Origin of the sequence: Actinoplanes palleronii (assembly GCF_016862315.1) — a bacterium.
GTDB lineage: Bacteria > Actinomycetota > Actinomycetes > Mycobacteriales > Micromonosporaceae > Actinoplanes > Actinoplanes palleronii.
On sequence record NZ_BOMS01000196.1, the window covers coordinates 1 to 17,168 of the forward strand.

12 protein-coding genes, 1 tRNA gene and 1 pseudogene are annotated in these 17,168 nt (G+C 69.2%); 7 read left to right on the forward strand and 7 right to left on the reverse strand.

The annotated features are described in order from the left end of the window. Window positions 1-166 precede the first annotated feature (166 nt). Entirely contained in the window at window positions 167-1,177 is a 1,011-nt protein-coding gene (locus Apa02nite_RS50005) for a 5'-3' exonuclease (RefSeq protein ID WP_203831467.1), read from the reverse strand. Between the two features lie 9 nt (window positions 1,178-1,186). Next, complete coding sequence (locus Apa02nite_RS50010) at window positions 1,187-1,984, reverse strand: SDR family oxidoreductase (protein ID WP_203831468.1); 798 nt, start codon at window positions 1,982-1,984, stop codon at window positions 1,187-1,189. A 92-nt stretch (window positions 1,985-2,076) separates the two neighbouring features. Between Apa02nite_RS50010 and Apa02nite_RS50015 the strand changes: the two genes are divergently transcribed. Then, entirely contained in the window at window positions 2,077-2,775 is a 699-nt protein-coding gene (locus Apa02nite_RS50015; protein ID WP_203831469.1) for a hypothetical protein, read from the forward strand. A gap of 56 nt (window positions 2,776-2,831) precedes the next feature. Here the strand turns inward: Apa02nite_RS50015 and Apa02nite_RS50020 are convergent, their stop codons facing one another. Continuing rightward, window positions 2,832-4,622: a right-handed parallel beta-helix repeat-containing protein gene (locus Apa02nite_RS50020; RefSeq protein WP_203831470.1), complete on the reverse strand. Its 1,791-nt coding sequence runs from the start codon at window positions 4,620-4,622 to the stop codon at window positions 2,832-2,834. A gap of 779 nt (window positions 4,623-5,401) precedes the next feature. Between Apa02nite_RS50020 and Apa02nite_RS52535 the strand changes: the two are divergent. Further along, window positions 5,402-5,785, forward strand: a pseudogene (locus tag Apa02nite_RS52535) (hypothetical protein); the annotation flags it as partial. Window positions 5,786-6,374: 589 nt separating this feature from the next. On the opposite strand, the gene Apa02nite_RS50030 reads toward Apa02nite_RS52535, so the two are convergent. Next, a tRNA-OTHER gene (locus tag Apa02nite_RS50030) sits at window positions 6,375-6,483 on the reverse strand. Between the two features lie 37 nt (window positions 6,484-6,520). Here Apa02nite_RS50030 and Apa02nite_RS50035 point away from each other — a divergent pair. Further along, entirely contained in the window at window positions 6,521-6,847 is a 327-nt protein-coding gene (locus Apa02nite_RS50035) for a LysM peptidoglycan-binding domain-containing protein (RefSeq protein ID WP_239165136.1), read from the forward strand. A 200-nt stretch (window positions 6,848-7,047) separates the two neighbouring features. After that, entirely contained in the window at window positions 7,048-8,124 is a 1,077-nt protein-coding gene (locus tag Apa02nite_RS50040; RefSeq protein ID WP_232344816.1) for a glycoside hydrolase family 19 protein, read from the forward strand. A gap of 291 nt (window positions 8,125-8,415) precedes the next feature. Here the strand turns inward: Apa02nite_RS50040 and Apa02nite_RS50045 are convergent, their stop codons facing one another. Continuing rightward, window positions 8,416-12,960, reverse strand: coding sequence for a PAS domain S-box protein (locus Apa02nite_RS50045; RefSeq protein ID WP_203831471.1), 4,545 nt, complete (start codon window positions 12,958-12,960; stop codon window positions 8,416-8,418). Window positions 12,961-13,119: 159 nt separating this feature from the next. Here Apa02nite_RS50045 and pdxR point away from each other — a divergent pair, with 159 nt between their 5' ends. The 3 genes from pdxR to Apa02nite_RS50060 all read left to right on the forward strand — a co-directional run bounded on the left by pdxR (window position 13,120) and on the right by Apa02nite_RS50060 (window position 16,284). After that, on the forward strand, window positions 13,120-14,511 hold the full coding sequence (gene pdxR / locus Apa02nite_RS50050) for a MocR-like pyridoxine biosynthesis transcription factor PdxR (RefSeq protein WP_203831472.1): 1,392 nt from the start codon (window positions 13,120-13,122) through the stop codon (window positions 14,509-14,511). A gap of 101 nt (window positions 14,512-14,612) precedes the next feature. Then, window positions 14,613-15,014 (forward strand): PPOX class F420-dependent oxidoreductase, encoded by a 402-nt coding sequence (locus tag Apa02nite_RS50055; protein WP_203831473.1) that lies wholly within the window; start codon window positions 14,613-14,615, stop codon window positions 15,012-15,014. A gap of 619 nt (window positions 15,015-15,633) precedes the next feature. Beyond that, entirely contained in the window at window positions 15,634-16,284 is a 651-nt protein-coding gene (locus Apa02nite_RS50060) for a hypothetical protein (RefSeq protein ID WP_203831474.1), read from the forward strand. A 141-nt stretch (window positions 16,285-16,425) separates the two neighbouring features. Here the strand turns inward: Apa02nite_RS50060 and Apa02nite_RS50065 are convergent, their stop codons facing one another. After that, a complete protein-coding gene (locus Apa02nite_RS50065; protein WP_203831475.1) occupies window positions 16,426-16,677 on the reverse strand; it encodes a hypothetical protein in 252 nt (83 codons plus the stop codon). Window positions 16,678-16,741: 64 nt separating this feature from the next. Next, window positions 16,742-17,168, reverse strand: a 427-nt coding sequence (locus Apa02nite_RS50070; RefSeq protein ID WP_275412929.1) for an NUDIX hydrolase, incomplete at its 5' end; no start/stop codon positions are given.

The following is a 17,168-nucleotide window of genomic DNA, read 5'->3' on the forward strand; positions in this document are numbered from 1 at the left end:
TAAGTCCGGCGCGGTGGTCCGGGGTGGGAGCGGTGTCGCGCGGTGCGTGGCGCGGGTCGGGGGCGCGGCCGGAGCCCGGGAAGGAGGCGGCCGGGCGCGAGATCACCACGGGACGTGGCTTGTAGCCTGCGGACGTGCGCTCCCTGTTCGTACCGAAAAGGGGGTTTCAGAAAAGGGCGGTTTGGCCTGGGGTGGGGTCGCGGCGACCGGACATCGCGCCGCGCAGGACGCGTGGTCTGGGGGCGACCCAGGCAGGTGCCGGTTCCTGGGTGTCGACGGCCTCGGCTGGGGGGTTGCCGCCGGTCAGGGGCCACAGGGAGGGGCCGAGGTTGATGCCGTGTTCGCGGAGGGCCTGGCGCATGGTGAGGCGGTCCAGCGGCAGGCGGGCCGACTCGGGGCTGGGGACCGGGAGGTCACGGCGCATGGCCATCAGGCGACGGTTGCGGTCGACGATGTCCCGGGCCGCGGGATCGGTCAGGCTTGTCGCGGCGAGGTCACCGACGATTTTTCGTACGGCGTCGACGCCGGCCAGCCACGCCTGATCGACCGAGCCGAACGCTTCCAGCAGCCGCGCCGCGGTGCGCGCCCCGAACCGCCGCACGCCGGGCAGATTGTCGGACGGGTCGCCGCGCAGCGCCGCGAAGTCCATGTACTGCCACGGGTGCACGCCGTAGAGCGCGGGCAGCGACTCGTGGTCGACGAGCACCGAGCGGTCGAAGCCGCCGTTGCGCACGCGGAGCACCGAGGTAGCGTCGTCGATCAGCGCGAACGCGTCCCGGTCGCTGGTCATCAGCACCGAGCGCCAGCCCAGCTCGCGGGCCCGGGTGGCGCAGCTGGCCAGGATGTCGTCCGCCTCGTACGCCGGTGGGACGACGGTGCTGACCCCGGCGGCGCGCAACAGGTCCGGGGCGATCTCCAGTTGGCGGGTCAGCTCGGCCGGTTTCGCCGGGCGGTGCGCCTTGTAGTCCGGGTGGTCGACGCGCCGGGCGGAGTCCTTCGGGCAGTCGAAACCGACCATGACGGCGTCGGGGCGCAGGTGCCCGGCCGCGCGGGCGAGGTATCCGAACAGGCCACGCAGCGCGGGCGACGGCTCCGGGGAACCGTCGCTGGCGTGGTACGCCCGATGCAGCAGACTGTTGCCGTCCAGGACCAGCAACAACCCACCCGTGTGCGACACCCGACGAGCTTAGCGGCTCAGATCGTGCCGGCGGTGGGTGAGCTTCTCCACCACCCGTGCGGGGACGAGCCGGCGCAGGGTGAAGACGACCGGGGCGTTGCTGCCCACCGCGTACCGTTGCCGGGGTTTCTCCGCCTCGGCCGCGGTGACGATGGTGGCCGCGACGCGCTCCGCGGTGATCCCGGCCCGCTCGTTGCGATCCAAAGCGGTCAGCATCCGCTCGAAGTCGGCGCGGTGCGGGGAGTCGGCGGCGATGTACTGGGTGCGCCGCTCGCTGATCCCGGTGTTGATCGACCCGGGTTCGACGGTGGTCAGCCACACGCCGTAGGGCGAGTACTCGTGCCGGGCCCCGTTCGCGAAGCCCTTGATCGCGGCCTTGGTGGCGACGTAGGACGACCGGTAGGCGAGCGGGAACGACGCCAGCATCGACCCCACCATGATCACCCGGCCGTGGCCGCGGGTGCGCATACCGGGCAGGGCGAGCTGGGCGAGCCGGACCGGGCCGAGCACGTTGACCTGGAAGAGCCGGCGCAGCGCGTCCATCGGCAGTTCCTCGAACGGGCCGGACTGGCTCTCGCCGGCGTTGTTGACCAGCAGGTCGACGGTGGCCAGGGTGCCGGCGAGGGCCTCGATCGAGGCGTCGTCGGTGAGGTCGAGGGGGAGGTAGTCGACGCCGTCGACGCGCTGCTTGATCGTCTCGGGGTCGCGGCTGGTGCCGAGGACGCGGTAACCGCGGGCGACCAGGGCGGCGGCGGTGGCCAGGCCGATGCCGGAGGATGCGCCGGTGACCAGGGCGGTGCGCTTCATCCGTGCACGATACCGGGTGCACCAAGATCCACGAGCGGGATACAGTGCCGTCGCTCGATATCTGCTCGCGGGGGACATCACACGTGAAAATCATGAAGTCGGTCGCTGTCGTGGCGGCCATCGGTGGCCTGCTGCTCGCCGGATGCACGTCGGGCACACCCGAACCGGCCACACCGCCCGACAACGGCGTGGCCGTGCTGGCCGCGACCGAGATCCTGGACCGGGCAACGCAGGCCCTTGCCGCCGCGAAGTCCTACCACCTGAGTGGAGCGTTCACCGGGTCCGACGGGTACGTCACGGTCGACCTCAAGCGGTCCGGGGAGAACCTGCTCGGCGAGATGACCATGGACGGGAAGAAGATCGAGGCGCTCGTCGTCGACGGGCAGAAGTTCGTCCGGCTGGACAAGAACTTCCTGACCATGGCGATGGGCGAGGACCTGGCCGAGCAGTTCGCGCCGATCATGACGAAGAACTGGCTCAAGCCGCCGGTCGATGGCGCCACCTTCGGGGAGCTCACCGACCTGTTCGAGGTCAAGGAGATGATCAAGCCGAAGGGCGCGCTCAGCAAGGGCGAGGCGTCGATCTCCAGTCAGCGTCCGGTGATCGCCCTGCTCGACTCGGGGAACACGTTCGAGTCCGTGCTGGTGGCGACGACCGGCGAGCCGCTGCCGGTGAAGGTCACCTACCCGGGCGGCGGCCTGATGGTGTTCACCGATTTCGGCGCGGACTTCCCGGAGATCAAGCTGCCGGCCGCGAACGAGTTCCTCCAGATCCCGGCCACCAAGAAGTGAGCCTCTGACGAGACCGTGGGCCGGCGCGAGGTCCGCGCCGGCCCTTTTTTGTACGGCTACAGCGTCACCACCTTGCCGCCGATCGTCACCACCAGCGTGCCGGTGGACGAGAAGGACCAGGCCAGCGCGCCGCTGTAGGTCGCGCAGCGCGAGCCGTTCGTGCCCGCGTAGAACTGGTTCGAACTGTCCGAGTTCCCGATGATCCGGTCGTTCGTCCCGCCGCTGAAGAAGCAGGACGTGTTGTTGCGGAACACCGACGTACCCGCGTCGAAGTTGAAGTTGCGTTCGCCGTTGTCGATGCTCAGGTTGTTCGAAATGGTCAGCGAGCCCGGGTTGCTGTTGTAGGTGAAACCGTGCTTGCCGTTCTGGTACGCGATGCTGCGCCGCACGATGTGGTTCACCGCGATGTCCTCGCCGCCCAGCTTGTAGCCGTTGCGGTCACCGGCGCCGGCCTGGGAGCCGTCGGTGAGTGTGCCGTTGTCGTACGAAAGAGAATCTTCGATCGTCACCGGCCCGATCGCGCCGGTGTCGGTCTTGGTGTAGAGGTCCCAGCCGTCGTCGATGTTGTTGTGTGACACGGCGTAGCGGAAGACGTTGCCGGTGCCGACGGTCAGCTTGGCCGCGAAACCGTCCGCGTCCTCCCCGTCGGAGTCCGCGTTGTCGTGCGATTCGGAGCTCAGGATCAGGTTGTTCGCCGGCCATTGCGCGGTCGGGGTGTCCGACGCGATCCGGGAGATCTGCAGGCCGCTGTCGCGGTTGAACCTGGTCACCGTGCGTTCGACGGTGTTGTTGCTGCCACCGATGAAGATGCCGTTGTCGCCGGCGCGCTCGACGACCAGGCCGTAGACGCGCCAGAAATTGCCGTTCAGCGCCAGGCCGCGCGCCGCGGTGTCCTCGGCTTGCGCCGAGAAATTCAAGACCGGAACTTCTCCGGGGTACGCCGACAGCGTCTTGAGCGCACCCGCCGCGCCGTTGTTCCCCGCCGCGACGGTGACTGTCTGTGCGTACGAATAGGTCCCGCCGCGCAGGTAGATCGTGCCGCCCGCGGCGATCCGGGTGATCGCGGAGGTGAGCGTGGTCGGCGCGGACGGGGTGCCGGCCGCGCTGTCCGTGCCGGTGGGGGAGACGTAGAGGGCGCCGGTCGCCGGACTCGTCGAGGGCGTCGGCGACGGTGACGTCGAGGGGGATGTCGACGAGGTCGGGCTGCTCGTGGGCGTCGTGGTGCCGCTGTCATCGACCACCACGTCGTCGAAGCGGCCGGCCGCGTACTCGGTGAGCAGCCCGATCCGCCCGCTCGCGATCGACGTGTCGGTGGCCGTGCCGACCGTCGTACCGTTGACGCTGCCGCTGATCGTGCTGCCGTTCACGGTCAGCTTGAGCGTGTAGAACGTGCTGGTCGAGATGGTCTGGGCGAGGCTCGCCAGGACCGTGATCGCGCTGCCGTTCATCGCTTCCAGCTGCACCCGGCCGGTGCCGGTCAGCGACAGCCGGTACATCTTGGTGGCGCTGCTCGCGCGGGCGGTCAGCGCGACCACGCCACTGGTGGAGCCGAACGCGGTGGCCTTCACCCGCGCCTGCGCCGAGTAGTTCGTCCAGGTGCTGGTGCCGCCGAACTCGCGGGCCCGGGCGCTGCTGGTGTCGGACTGCTGCAGCACCTGGCTGCCGTCGGTGACGACCGACCAGGTGCCGCCCGATTTCGACCACGCGCTTGTCGAGCCGGACTCGAAGTCGGCGCTGAACACGGTCGCCGCTTCGGCGGTGGCCACTGTGGCGGCGAGTCCGACAACGACCAGTGTGGCGAGTGCGCCGGCACCGGCCAGCCGGCGCGCGCGTACGGATGGTGACATGGGTTTTCTCCCTGTCGGAAAAGTGATCCCGCCGGCATTTATCGCCGTTGTCAAAAGGGCCGGCTTATCTGCGGCGCCTTTCGCGCAGCCCAGCTCTGACCTGGGCCGTTCCGGGGATGGAATGGGGTGCCGAGATCGAATCTCCCACCGCCGTCGCGGGCCCGTCAACGATTCTCATTTGCAGGTTTGTTGCAGGATCATCGGGTGGTCCGAGATCTGACTCTCCGGCGCCGATGAATCGGCTTAGGGTGGGCGTGATTGGCGCTGGTCTATGCATCACGAGCGCCTGCCGTCACGGGGAAGGGGAAACCATGCCACGCCTGATGCACGGACGGATCGTCACCGAGGAGGAGCTGAAGCGGGCTGCCGGCGACGTCGCGGAGTTCAGTGCCCGCTCGCCGGCCAGATTCGCGTTCACCCCGCCGGTGGACTCGCACAGCTTCGACTACCTGTTCCCCTCGCTGCAGGACGACGAGGCGAACCTGCTGCCCGAGGCGGCGAACATGCCCGACCTGCTGAAGAAGCTCGGCGCGTCGATGGCCCAGGCCGACGTGCCGGCCGGGGACAGCGCGATCCCGGCGGCGTACACGTACCTCGGGCAGTTCATCGATCACGACATCACCCTGGAGACCGGTTCCGGTGCGCTCACCGACCTGCTCGATCCGGGCATGACGCCGTTGCCGGTGGCTGAGATCCGGCACGTCGTGCGCAACCTGCGGACCGGCGCGCTCGACCTGGACAGCGTCTACGGACCGCCGGCGCCGCGCGACGGCGCGAAGATGCTGATCGGGAACGTCAGCTCGCTCGGTGGCACGCAACCGCCGATCAAGCGCCCGCCGGGCAAGAGCGACGACAACGACCTGCCCCGCGAGCCGCGCAGCGCCGACATCGAGCACGACCGGGCGGCGCTGACCGGCGACCCGCGCAACGACGAGAACCTGATCATCAGTCAGCTGCACGTCGCGTTCCTCAAGGCGCACAACGCGCTGGTCGGTCAGGGGCTGTCGTTCGGCGAGGCGAGCCGGGTGCTGCGCCAGCACTACCAGCACATCGTGGTGCACGACTTCCTCAAGCGGATCGCCGAGCCGGCCATCGTCGACGACATCGTGACCAGCGGCAACCACTGGTTCGACCCGGCCGCCTACCCGTTCCGGATGCCGCTGGAGTTCTCGTTCGCCGGGTACCGTCTCGGCCACACGATGGTCCGGGCCGCGTACAACTTCAACCTGAACTTCAACCTGCACGGCGGGATCCCGGCGACCCTGGAGCTGCTGTTCACGTTCACCGCGCTCAGCGGCGACCTCAACGACTTCGACACGATCCCGGACAACTGGATCATCGAGTGGGAGAACGTGATCGGCACCGGGCCGAACGTGTCGCACGCCCGCAAACTCGACACCAACATCGCCAGCGTCAACGACAAGGCCCTCTACAACCTGCACACCCTCACCGGTGCGACCGAGGCGCCGGTGGACGCGGCCCGGCTGCCGGTGCGCAACCTGCTGCGCGGCTACCGGCTGCGGCTGCCCACCGGTCAGGCGGTCGCCCACCTGCTCGGGGTGCCGGTGCTCAGCAAGGACGAGATCCTCGCCGCCGTGAACAGCCCGGCCCAGGCCGCCGCGCTGCAGGCGGGTGGCTTCGAGTCCCGTACGCCGTTGTGGTTCTACGTGCTCGCCGAGGCGAACCACTTCCACCAGGGTGAGCGGCTCGGCCCGGTGGGCAGCACCCTGGTGGCCGAGGTGCTGATCGGCCTGGTCCGGCGCAGCGAGGACTCGATCCTGCGGCTGCCGGCCTGGAAGCCGTACCTGCCGTCGGCCAAGGCCGGCACGTTCGAGCTGGCCGACCTGCTGCGCTTCGCCGGGGTGCTCGGTAGCGGGCAGCCGCCGAGGACGTACACGGTGAAGAAGGGTGACACGCTCACCGCCATCGCGCGCTCGCAGCTCGGCGACGGCAACCGGTGGCCGGAGATCTACCTGATGAACCGCGGGACGATCCGCAACCCCAACCAGATCTTCCCGGGTCAGGTGCTGCTGCTGCCGCCGGCACAGCCGACCGGTCCGATCCCGAAGCTCTACACGGTCAAGAAGGGCGACACGCTGAGCGGCATCGCGAAGGCCAAGCTCGGCAACGCGAACCGGTGGCCGGAGATCTTCGCGCTGAACCGGGACGTGATCACCAACCCGGATCGGATCATTACCGGTCAGATCCTGGTGCTGCCCAACTGATCCTCGCTGTTCCCCGCCGCGCCGAGCAGAACCGCTCGGCGCGGCGGCGCGCGTGTGGGGGACCGGAAACCTTGAGGTTTCTTTACAGAAGTCTTGACTTCGTGTTACGACATCTAGTTAGGTCTATGTACCCCCATGTCCCCCTCGCGCCAGTACGTCAGTAGACGTACGGAAGGTGAGCCATGCCCAGAAGACGTCTTATGTCGATGGTGGCTACCGTCAGCGTCGTCGTGGCCGGAGTCGCCGCGGCCCTGCTGCCCATGACGGCGTCGAACGCGGCGGAAGCCTGCGTCGCCGCGTACAGCAGCTCGGCCGTCTACACCGGAAACCAGCGCGCCTCCTACAACAGTCACAACTGGACCGCCAAGTGGTGGACCCAGGGTGAGGCGCCCAGCACCGGCGGCTCCGGTGTGTGGGCCGACAACGGCGCCTGCGGTGGCGGCGGCACGACCACCCCGCCCGGCGGCACGTGCAGCTACCCGAGTTGGGTGGCCGGTCAGTTCTACGCGGCCGGGTCGATCGTGAAGTACACCAACGGGCAGTACTACCAGGCCTCGCACGAGAACCCGGGGTACGACCCGGTGATCAGCACCTGGTACTGGTCGCCGTACACCTGTTCCGGCGGTGGCACCACCACCCCGCCGCCCACCGGGTCCGGGAACTTCCCGGTCAGCGAGGCGCAGTTCAACCAGATGTTCCCGAGCCGGATCGGGTTCTACTCGTACGCCGGCCTGATCGACGCGATCAAGAAGTTCCCGGCGTTCACCACGACCGGCAGCGACACCGTCAAGAAGCAGGAAGCCGCCGCGTTCCTGGCCAACGTCAACCACGAGTCCGGTGGCCTGGTCTACGTCGAGGAGATCAACCAGGCGAACTGGCCGCTGTACTGCGACCGGAGCCAGTCCTACGGCTGCCCGGCCGGCCAGAACGCGTACCACGGCCGCGGGCCGATCCAGCTCAGCTGGAACTTCAACTACAAGGCGGCCGGCGACGCCCTCGGCATCGACCTGCTGAACAACCCGGACCGGGTCAAGAACGAGACCTCGGTGGCCTACCAGACCGCGATCTGGTACTGGATGACCCAGCGCGGACCGGGCACCATGACCCCGCACGACGCCATGGTCAACAGCCGCGGCTTCGGCGAGACGATCCGCAGCATCAACGGCTCCCTGGAGTGCAACGGCGGCAACCCCGCCCAGGTCCAGAGCCGCGTCGACGCCTACAACCGTTTCGCCGGCATCCTCGGCGTCACCCCGGGCGCCAACCTCTACTGCTGACCCCCTGATCTGGGCCCGCGGCACCCGCCGCGGGCCCATTTCCCTGCCCCGGCTGGCTCTCGGGGGTGCCTCGCTGTGCTTGAGGCACCCCCGAGAACCAGCCGACTTCCGCAACGTGCGTCGCTGCCGGACCCGGGCTGGTCCTGAGGGGTGTCTCGCTGTGCTTGAGGCACCCCTGGGAGCCAGCCGACTTCCGCGACGCGCGTCGCTTCCGGCCCCGGCTGGTGCTGGCGGCTGTGTCAACGGTCGCGAAGCGACCGTGAGCACCAGCCGGTGCCGCAACGCTTGCGGCTACCGGGTGGGTTCGAGGGAGAGGGTGAAGCGGGAGCCGCCGGCCGGGTTGGGGGTGTGGCGGATGTTGCCGTGGTTGGCCTGGGCCAGGCCCCGGACTATGTAGAGGCCCAGGCCGGTGCCCTTGACCGTGGTGGCGTCGCGGTCGGCGCGGGCCAGGCGTTCGAAGAGGTGGGAGCGGAACTCCTCCGGGACGCCCGGGCCGTTGTCCTCGACCGTGATCTCGACCCGGTCCGGGATGGCGAGCTGCCCGGCCACCAGCGGGACGACCGCTACCTGGACGGCGGTGGCGCCGCCGCCGTACTTGCGGGCGTTGGAGAGCAGGTTGACCAGGATCTGCTGCAGGTGGCCGGCGTGGCAGAGCACGCCGACGTCGGGACCGTGCACCGGGACCGCGTCGGTGGCGTCGACCGCCAGCAGGGCCCGGTTGATCTCCTCGAGGACCCTCAGCGGCTGCCGGTCGGCGCGGATCGTGCCGGAGTCGATGGTGACCATGGCGAGGACCTCCTGGACGATTTCGTCCAGGGCGCCGGCCTGCCGGGCGATCGCGCCGATCGCGCGGCCGCGGCGTTCGTCGGAGAGCTCCTGCCAGTGGTCGGTGAGGATCTCGGCGTTGCCGCGGATCGAGGTCAGCGGGTTGCCGATCTCGTGGCCGAGCATCCCGATCAGGTCGAGTTTGAGCTGGTTGGCGGCTTCCAGCTCGGTGTTGCGCTCGGCCAGCGCCGCGGCCGCCGCGTCCCGGGCCTGCTCGGCGGCGCGCCGGGCGGTGATGTCGGTGACCACGCCGATGACCAGCTTCGGGTAGCCGGACGGATCGCGGACCAGCGAGATCGCCGCCTCGACCGGCACCCAGTGCCCGTCGGCGTGCGCCAGGCGGGCCTCGGTCGTGTAGGACTCGGTGTCCCCGGCGAACAACCCGGCCATCAGCCGACGGTGGGCGACCAGGTCGTCCGGGTGCAGCAGCTCGTGGTCGTGGCGGCCGGTCAGCTCGTCATCGGTGCGGCCGAGCATGGCGGCGAAGGCCCGGTTGGCGCTGATCAGGCTGCCGTCCAGCGCCGAGATGCTCTGCCCGACGCCGGTGTTGGCGAACTGGGCGCGCAGCCGCTGCTCGCTCTCGGCCAGGGCCCGCTCGGCCTCCCGGGTCGCGGTCACGTCCGAGTTCACCTCGAGGACCTGCGCGTTCTCCGGGTCCGGGTGGTGCAGCACCTGACGGCTCAAGACATTGACGGTACGGCCGTCGGCGGTGACGTGGTCGAGCTGGCCGTTCCAGAACCCGTCCCGGCGCAGCGCCTCCGCCTGGTCTTCGACGCTTCCATCGTACGAAAAAGTGGTGTGCAACAACCGGTGGGACGACTTGCCCGCGGCCGCGGCAAGCGGCCAGCCATAGAGCCGCGTCGCGCCGTCGTTCCACCAGCGGATCGTGCCCTGCAGATCGCGGACGATGACAGCGGCCGGGATCAGCTCGACGAGCCGTGCGAAGCGGCGCAGCTGCGCGCCGGCCTCCCGGGCCGCGGTGATGTCCTCGATCTGGTTGACCACGTAGTTGGCCCGGTCGTTCTCGTCGGTGACCACCGCGACCCGCACCGACACCCAGATGGTGTGCCCGTCCTTGTGCAGGTAGCGGCGTTCGACCGTGAGCGTGTCGATCTCCCGGGCGATCAGCTGGCGGGCGAACTCCCGGGTGCCGGCCACGTCGTCGGGGTGGGTCAGATCGGCGATCGTCATCCCGGTCAGCTCGTCCTGCGACCAGCCGGTGATCGTGGTCATCGCCGGGTTGGCCTGCAGATACCGCCCTAGGTCGTGCGGGCGCAGGCTGCACAGGGTGAGGCCCAGCGGCGAGTTGTCGAAGGTGAGCCGGAACCGCTGCTCGCTGATCTCCAGCTCGGTCAGCGCGGCCGCGTTGCGGGAGGCGTCGTCGGCGTGCCGCAGGGCCGCGCTGAGACTGTCCGCGAGCAGGGCGAGCTGCTGCTCGTCGGTGTCGTCGAAGACGTTCGGCTGCCCGGCGGAGACCTTCAGGACGCCGATCACGTCCCGGCCGGCGTGCAGCGGCGCGATCAGCATGCTGCCGATCCCGAGCCGTTCGCACATGGCGCGGTTGACCCTCGGGTCGGTGCCGGCGTCCGCGCAGTGCGTCGGCGCGTCGGTGTCCAGCGCGATGCCGCTCAGCGAGCCGTCGCGCGGGATCCGGGTGCCGGTGAACGCGGACAGCGTGCCGGCGGTCGCCACGTACGCCAGGTCCGTGCCGTCGACCAGCTCGACCGCGGCGCCGTCGGCGGCCGGGAACAGGTCGACGGCCCGGGCCGCGACCACCCGTACGGTCGCCTCCCGGTCGGTGGCCGCCTCGGTGACCTCCCGCTGCACCGCCAGGGTGGTCCGCAGCCGGCGCACCTCCCGCTCGGTCGCCTCCTCGGCGGCCCGCTCGGCGGTGATGTCCTGCATCTGGATCAGTCGCCAGCTCTGCTCGTGCGGGCCGGGCACCAGGGCCAGGCTGATCCGGGCCCAGACCAGGGTGCCGTCCGGGCGCAGCAGCCGGTTGGAGTACTGGGCGTGGCCGTGCTCCTCCAGCTCCTGCCGGGCGGCGCGGGTCTTGTGGCGGTCGTCGGGGTGGATCAGGTCCAGGGGTCCGAGACCGATCAGCTCCTCGACGCTGCGGCCGGTGAGCTGCCCGGCGGCCGGGTTGGCCTGCCGGATCCGGGCCTTCTCGTCGGCGATCAGCAGGCCGAGCGAACTGCCGTCGAACGCGGTGCGGAACTGCGCCTCGCTGCGCGCGAGCGCGGCCCGGGCGGCGCGTTCGGCGCTCACGTCGAGCAGCTGGACGACCGCGTTGACCGGCGCGTTCTCGTCGGCGATCACCGAGGTGTGCGCGGTGACGGTGAGCGGGGTGCCGTCCTTGCGGTGCAGCACGATCTCCCGTGCGCCCCGGGTCCGGATGCCGGCCGCCATGATGTCCAGGTTGCGTTCCAGGTCCTCGGTCGGGCCGCCGATCAGCACCTCGAAGTGCATGCCGACGGCCTCGGCGTCGGTGTAGCCGAAGAGCAGGCAGAACGCCGGGTTCGTCAAGGTGATCCGGCCGCGTTGCTCCGCGCGCAGCCCGACCACGATCCGGGCGATCGGGCTGTTGTCGGCGACCTCGGCGAACTGCCGTTCGCTGCGTTCCAGCCGGGCCATCGCGGCCAGCGTCGCGGCCTGCTCGTGCTCCAGGGCCTGGACCGCGGCGGTGGTGCGCTGCAGCAGGTCCTGCCGGATCGCGGTGTCCTCGGCGTGCCGCAGCGCGCTCCCGGCCGTGTCGGCCAGCAGGGTGAGCTGCTGCTCGTCGCTGTCGTCGAATGCGTCCGTCCGGTCGCTGCCGACCATCAGCACCCCGAACGGGCCGGTGCCCGGCGCCCGCAACGGCGCGATCACCATCGAGGCCATCCCGGTGGCCCGCGCGATGGCCTGGTTGATCCGCGGATCGGTGGCGGTGTCGTCGGAGCGGACCGTGCCGCCGCTGGTGATCGCGACACCGGCCAGCGAGTCGGTGATCGGGACTCGCGCGATCGAGATCCCGGACTCGGTCACCGGTCGCAGCACACCGGCCTCGACGTCGATGAGATGCATGGTCGCGCCGGTGGCGGACGGCAGCACTCGCAGCGTCCACTCGTTGATCTTCTGGAGCAGGGCGTCCCGGTCGGCGGCCATCGCGCCGATCTCGCCCTGGACGTCGATGGTGGTGCGCAGCCGGGTCGCCTCGCGCGCGGCGACCTGCTCGGCGGCGACCAGGCGTTCCCGGTTGTGGTGCTCGACGGTGCGGTTGGTGAGCTGGACGAGCAGCTGCAGCGGGGCGCCGGACTCCGAGCGCAGCGGCGTGGCGGTCAGCCGGCACCAGATCACCTGGCCGTCCTTGCCGACGTACCGGGAAAGGCCCGCGAATCCGGGGCTCGCGCCGGTGGCCAGGTCCCGCAGCATCCTCGCGCAGGCCGCGCGGTCGTCCGGATGGGTGACCTCGCCCAGGGTCAGTGCGGCCAGCTCGGGCCCGGTCCAGCCGAGCATCGCCGAGACCGCCGGGTTCACCCGCACCCAGGCGCCGTCGGTGCTCAGCACGGCCATCCCGGTCGGTGACGAGTCGACGAGGGTGCGGAACCAGGCCTCGCTGTTGGCCAGCGCGGGCCGGCTGCTGCTCTCCACGATCTCGGAGACCAGGTGCGGCTGCCCGGCGTCGTCGTGCACCAGCACGTTCTGGCTGACGATCCAGACCCGGGAGCCGTCCCGGCGGACCAGCACCCGCTCGGTGGCCATCACCGACATCTCGCCGCGGACCGTCGCCTCGGACAGCGTGGTGACCGGGGTCAGGCCGTCCTGGTCGAGCACCATCAGGCAGGACTGCCCCACGAGCTGGTCGCGGGCGTAGCCGACCAGCTCGCAGAACGCGTCGTTGACCGCGGTGAACCGGCCGTAGGTGTCCGGGTCCAGGGTGATCACGAGCTTGGGCACCGGGCTGCGGCCGAACGCCTGGGCGAGCAGCTCCGTCGGCTGCCCGTCCAGGCGGTCCCGGGACCCGACGCTCATATCGGTCTGATCGGCCGTTTCTTGTCGTCCGTGAGCGGCTGGCGTCTTTGCCGCGGTTTGACCGGTCCGACCAGCTGTTCGGTGCGGATGATCGCCATCAGGAGATATTTCATACGGTCAATCTAGGAAGTCGCTGGCCCATGGATATAGTCCAGTTCTATGGCAGATCAGTGGGCCAGTTCGGGCCTGGATCTTCATCTGGCGGTGGACCGGGCGCACGGGCTGCGGGCCGGGCTGGAGCGGGCGTTGCGCGACGCGATCCGGGACGGCCGGCTGGCGCCCGGCGACCGGTTGCCGTCGTCACGGGCCCTCGCCGCGTCGCTCGGCGTGGCCCGCGGGACGGTCACCCAGGTGTTCGAGCAGCTCACCGCGGAAGGACACCTGTCCTCGCGGCCCCGCTCCGGGGTACGGGTGGCCCCGCGCCCCGAACCCGCCCCCACGCCGAGCCTGGCCCCGGTCTCGCCGTTCCGGCCCCCGGCGGGCGGCTACGACCTGCGGCCGGGCCTGCCGGACCTGTCGATGTTCCCGCGCCGGGAATGGCTGGCCGCGACCCGGCACGTGCTGCAGCGGATGCCGAGCACCGCCTTCGCGTACGGCGACCCGACCGGTGACCCGGAGCTGCGCTCGGCCCTGGCGGACTACCTGGGCCGGGCCCGGGGTGTGCTCGCCACCCCGTCACAGGTCATCGTGTGCGCCGGGTACACGCACGCGCTGCGGGTGATCTGCCAGGCGCTGGACGGGACGATCGGGTTCGAGGAGCCGACGCTGCAGGACTATCCGGCGCTGGCGGCGCGGATGGGCCTCCCGGTCACCCGGATCGCGGTGGACGCCGACGGGATGCGCGTCGGTGATCTCGGGCCGGAGTCGGCGGTGGTGCTGACACCGGCGCATCAGTTCCCGCTCGGGGTGACGCTCAGCCCGCAGCGGCGCCGGGACCTGCTGGACTGGGCGCGGCGGAGCGGGTCGGTGGTGGTCGAGGACGACTACGACGGCGAGTTCCGGTATGACCGGCAGCCGGTCGGTGCGTTGCAGGGACTCGCCCCGGACCAGGTGATCTACACCGGGACGGTGAGCAAGACGATCGCGCCGGGGCTGCGGATCGCGTGGATGGTGGCGCCGGTGCGGCTCGTGCCGGCGTTGCGGGAGGCGCTGCGGTTCGACGAGGCGTACGTGAATGTGATCGATCAGCTGGTGCTCGCCCACCTGATCCGGCGCGGCGATCTGGACCGGCATCTGCGCCGCTGCCGAATTCGGTACCGGCAGCGGCGGGATCTGCTCGGGCGGGCGGCATCTGCGGCGCTGCCGGGGGCGCGGTTGTCCGGGATCGCGGCGGGGTTGCATGCGGTGTTGCACCTGCCGGGCGGGGGCGATGAGGCCGCCGTGCTGGAGCGGCTGGTGGCGAGGGGCGTGGCTGTGGACGGGCTCAGCCGGTTCTATCGGGTGCCTGCGGAGGCGCCGCTCGGGGTGGTGGTGGGGTATGCGACGCCGCCGGAGCACGCTTTCGCCGGCGCGATCGGGGAGTTGATCGCCGCGCTGCGGTCGTCTTGGTGAAGTCGGGCCTTGGTGATCCACGGCCTGGTGATCCACGGCCTGGTGATCTGCGGCCTGGTGATCTGCGGCCTGGGTGATCAAAAACTGCTAATCTGCGCGGCGTGACCGACCTGCCGACGTGCCTGCTCGACCTGCTCAACGCGCCGAACCCGTGCCTGATCGCGACCACCAACCCGGACGGCTCGCCGCAGATGACCCAGACCTGGGTCGACACCGACGGCAAACACGTCCTGATCAACACGGTCCAGGGCTTCCGCAAACTGCGGAACATCGAGCGGGACCCGCGGGTGGCGGTCAGCATCCTGGACGGCGCCGACCCGTCGACGTATTACTCGCTCGCCGGAACGGTGATCAGCATGGACACCGAGGGCGCCCGGGAGAGCATCGACCGGATCGCGGAGAAGTACACCGGCAAGCCGTACCAGAACTACGGCGGCGGCGAACAGATCCGCGTCCTGCTGACGATCCGCGTAGACCGGATCATCCACGCGCCCTGGCACTGAAAACCAGCGGCTGACTCACGGCCGCTTTTCCCAACGTTCGATCATTTTCGGTACGGGTACGGAGTCTGCGGACGAGCTGCCCGAGGCGCGATCGTGCCCGCGGGTACTGGACGTGTCATCGTTGTGGAACGGGCCCGTTTACCGAGCGGCTGTCTGAGGCGCTTCTGCTGAGAAGGCGTGAGATCGGCCATCGATCACCCGGTCGGGTGAAATCTGTTCCATCCCTCTGCTGGTGCACCAATCCAACGATTTCGAACCGGTACGGTCGTAGCCGACTTTGATCGCGCGACTCGGCTTGAAGGAGTTTCGGAGGGGTGTCAGGCGCCGTCTACATCGCCGAGATCCACATCAGCGCGCCGACCGAACGTAAGATCAATACTAAACACTACGTAACATCGGACGAGGTCCGAGAAGCGCTTGTCTTGCGCAAGGACGTTGAAGCCGCGTGGGACGACCATCCGCAACACGGACGACGTGTCGTCGCCCTTGGGCAAACGGCTGCGGGCCGTCCGATCTTGGCCGTCCTGCAAGAGGTTGACCCTTCCGACGGCGTATGGAACCTCAGGACGGCAAGATCGCCGAGATCGTGAGGTTTCGGCGAGCGGAAGTGCGAGGCAGGATGGAGTACATGACCGACGAGGGGTATGACTGGGCGGATGACGACGAGCTCGACCTCGCCGCGACGCTTGGGCGCCTCCGTGAGCTCGAGCCCGCACGTATTGTCACGACGCCTCCGGCGACGGGGGAGTTGACTGATGCTGACATCTCTGGCAAACCTGGCCCACCTCGGCTTCATCGAGAAGACAGCCAGGTTTTCGTCGAGATGCAGCACAGCATTGAGCGTGCGACCCGGCTGGTTACCGACGAAGCGCGTCGCCATCGGCGACTTCAGCAGCGTCTGCTGGTCTTGATGGCGACAACCACGACATTGGTCATAGCCCTTATCGCCGCTAGGCTTTTTGCGCCAGCGGCGTGGGGTTCGGACTTTAGGATCACCGCGGTTTTCGCCGTTTGCGCGATAGTGGCATTCTTGGCGGCAGCGGCAGCGGTGGTTGTCTCGCTCCGCAGATTGAGTAATACATTGTTCGCGGAGGCGCTTGAAGAGACGAGGCGGCTCCAATCTGTCTCGATAGCCTTGTTGATCGATGATTCCACTCGCCGAGACGAATTCCTGGAAGATTTAGCAGAGCGTCTTGTCAGCCGTGCCGAAAATCTTTCCGATAGGGGCGACCAGTCGCCCAAGTCCCGTAATCGGGTAGCGACCAGATAGCGGATTTCTGCCGGCGCTCATGGAATTGACCTTCCGAGTAACTGCCGTCGAGTTGCTGGCGCAGGACCATCTGCTTGCGCATCTGCCGCGCAGAGCGCGCTTGTCCAGCGTGGTCCGGCTTCGTGCCTGCAGCACCCGCTTTCAGGATGAAGCCTCTTCGCCGGCGAGGCGGACTCGCGCCCGATCGACCAACTCTCGATAGTTGTGCTGAAACGGCTCGACCAGCTCACGCTCCAGTAGCGCGGAGAGGTTCCACAACGCCACCTTCTCGCCGTGATGGTCCGGCGGCACAATGCGATCTACGTCCTCACCCCTGTGCAGCCAGTCGAACAGCACCAACGCCTCGTCGGAGGTCAGTCGGAGGGTGACCTCGTGCTCGTCGTCGATGGGCATGAACGAAGGATCTCTGGTTGATCATGAATCTTCAACCGGGCCGGCGCATCGGCAGGTCGCGCCGTCAGGGGGAGGCTCGATGGCCGGCGAATGCTTTGCCGAATATCGCGGGGAAGTCGTCGTGGACCAGGCGCAGTTCTGCGAGCTCATCCGGCGCGAACCATCCGATGGCATCGTGTTCGTCCGGTGCGGCGTTGACGGGAACGCCGGTCCACGCTTCGACCAGCCAGATCTGCATGTCGAACGTGTTGCTGTGGACCTCGTGCATCGGCGGACCCGACGGCGCCGCGATGCCGATGCCCAACTCCTCCCGCAGCTCCCGAGCGAGCGCTTCGCCGGGCATTTCGCCGGGCTCTACGTGACCGCCGGGCAGGTCCCAGACGTCGGGATACCACCGGCGCCGGGCAGACCGGTGGACCAGCAACACCCGGTCGCCGTCCCACAGAAACGCCGTGACGATGCGGGCCTTCGGCGAGCCTTGCACGGGGATT

Coding starts and splice junctions, on each gene's coding strand:
- Apa02nite_RS50010 (WP_203831468.1), bottom strand. CDS start 1,984: ATGAAGCGCACCGCCCTGGTCACCGGCGCATCCTCCGGCATCGGCCTG.
- Apa02nite_RS50015 (WP_203831469.1), top strand. CDS start 2,077: ATGAAGTCGGTCGCTGTCGTGGCGGCCATCGGTGGCCTGCTGCTCGCC.
- Apa02nite_RS50020 (WP_203831470.1), bottom strand. CDS start 4,622: ATGTCACCATCCGTACGCGCGCGCCGGCTGGCCGGTGCCGGCGCACTC.
- Apa02nite_RS50040 (WP_232344816.1), top strand. CDS start 7,048: ATGTCGATGGTGGCTACCGTCAGCGTCGTCGTGGCCGGAGTCGCCGCG.
- Apa02nite_RS50045 (WP_203831471.1), bottom strand. CDS start 12,960: ATGAGCGTCGGGTCCCGGGACCGCCTGGACGGGCAGCCGACGGAGCTG.
- pdxR (WP_203831472.1), top strand. CDS start 13,120: ATGGCAGATCAGTGGGCCAGTTCGGGCCTGGATCTTCATCTGGCGGTG.
- Apa02nite_RS50060 (WP_203831474.1), top strand. CDS start 15,634: ATGGAGTACATGACCGACGAGGGGTATGACTGGGCGGATGACGACGAG.
- Apa02nite_RS50065 (WP_203831475.1), bottom strand. CDS start 16,677: ATGCCCATCGACGACGAGCACGAGGTCACCCTCCGACTGACCTCCGAC.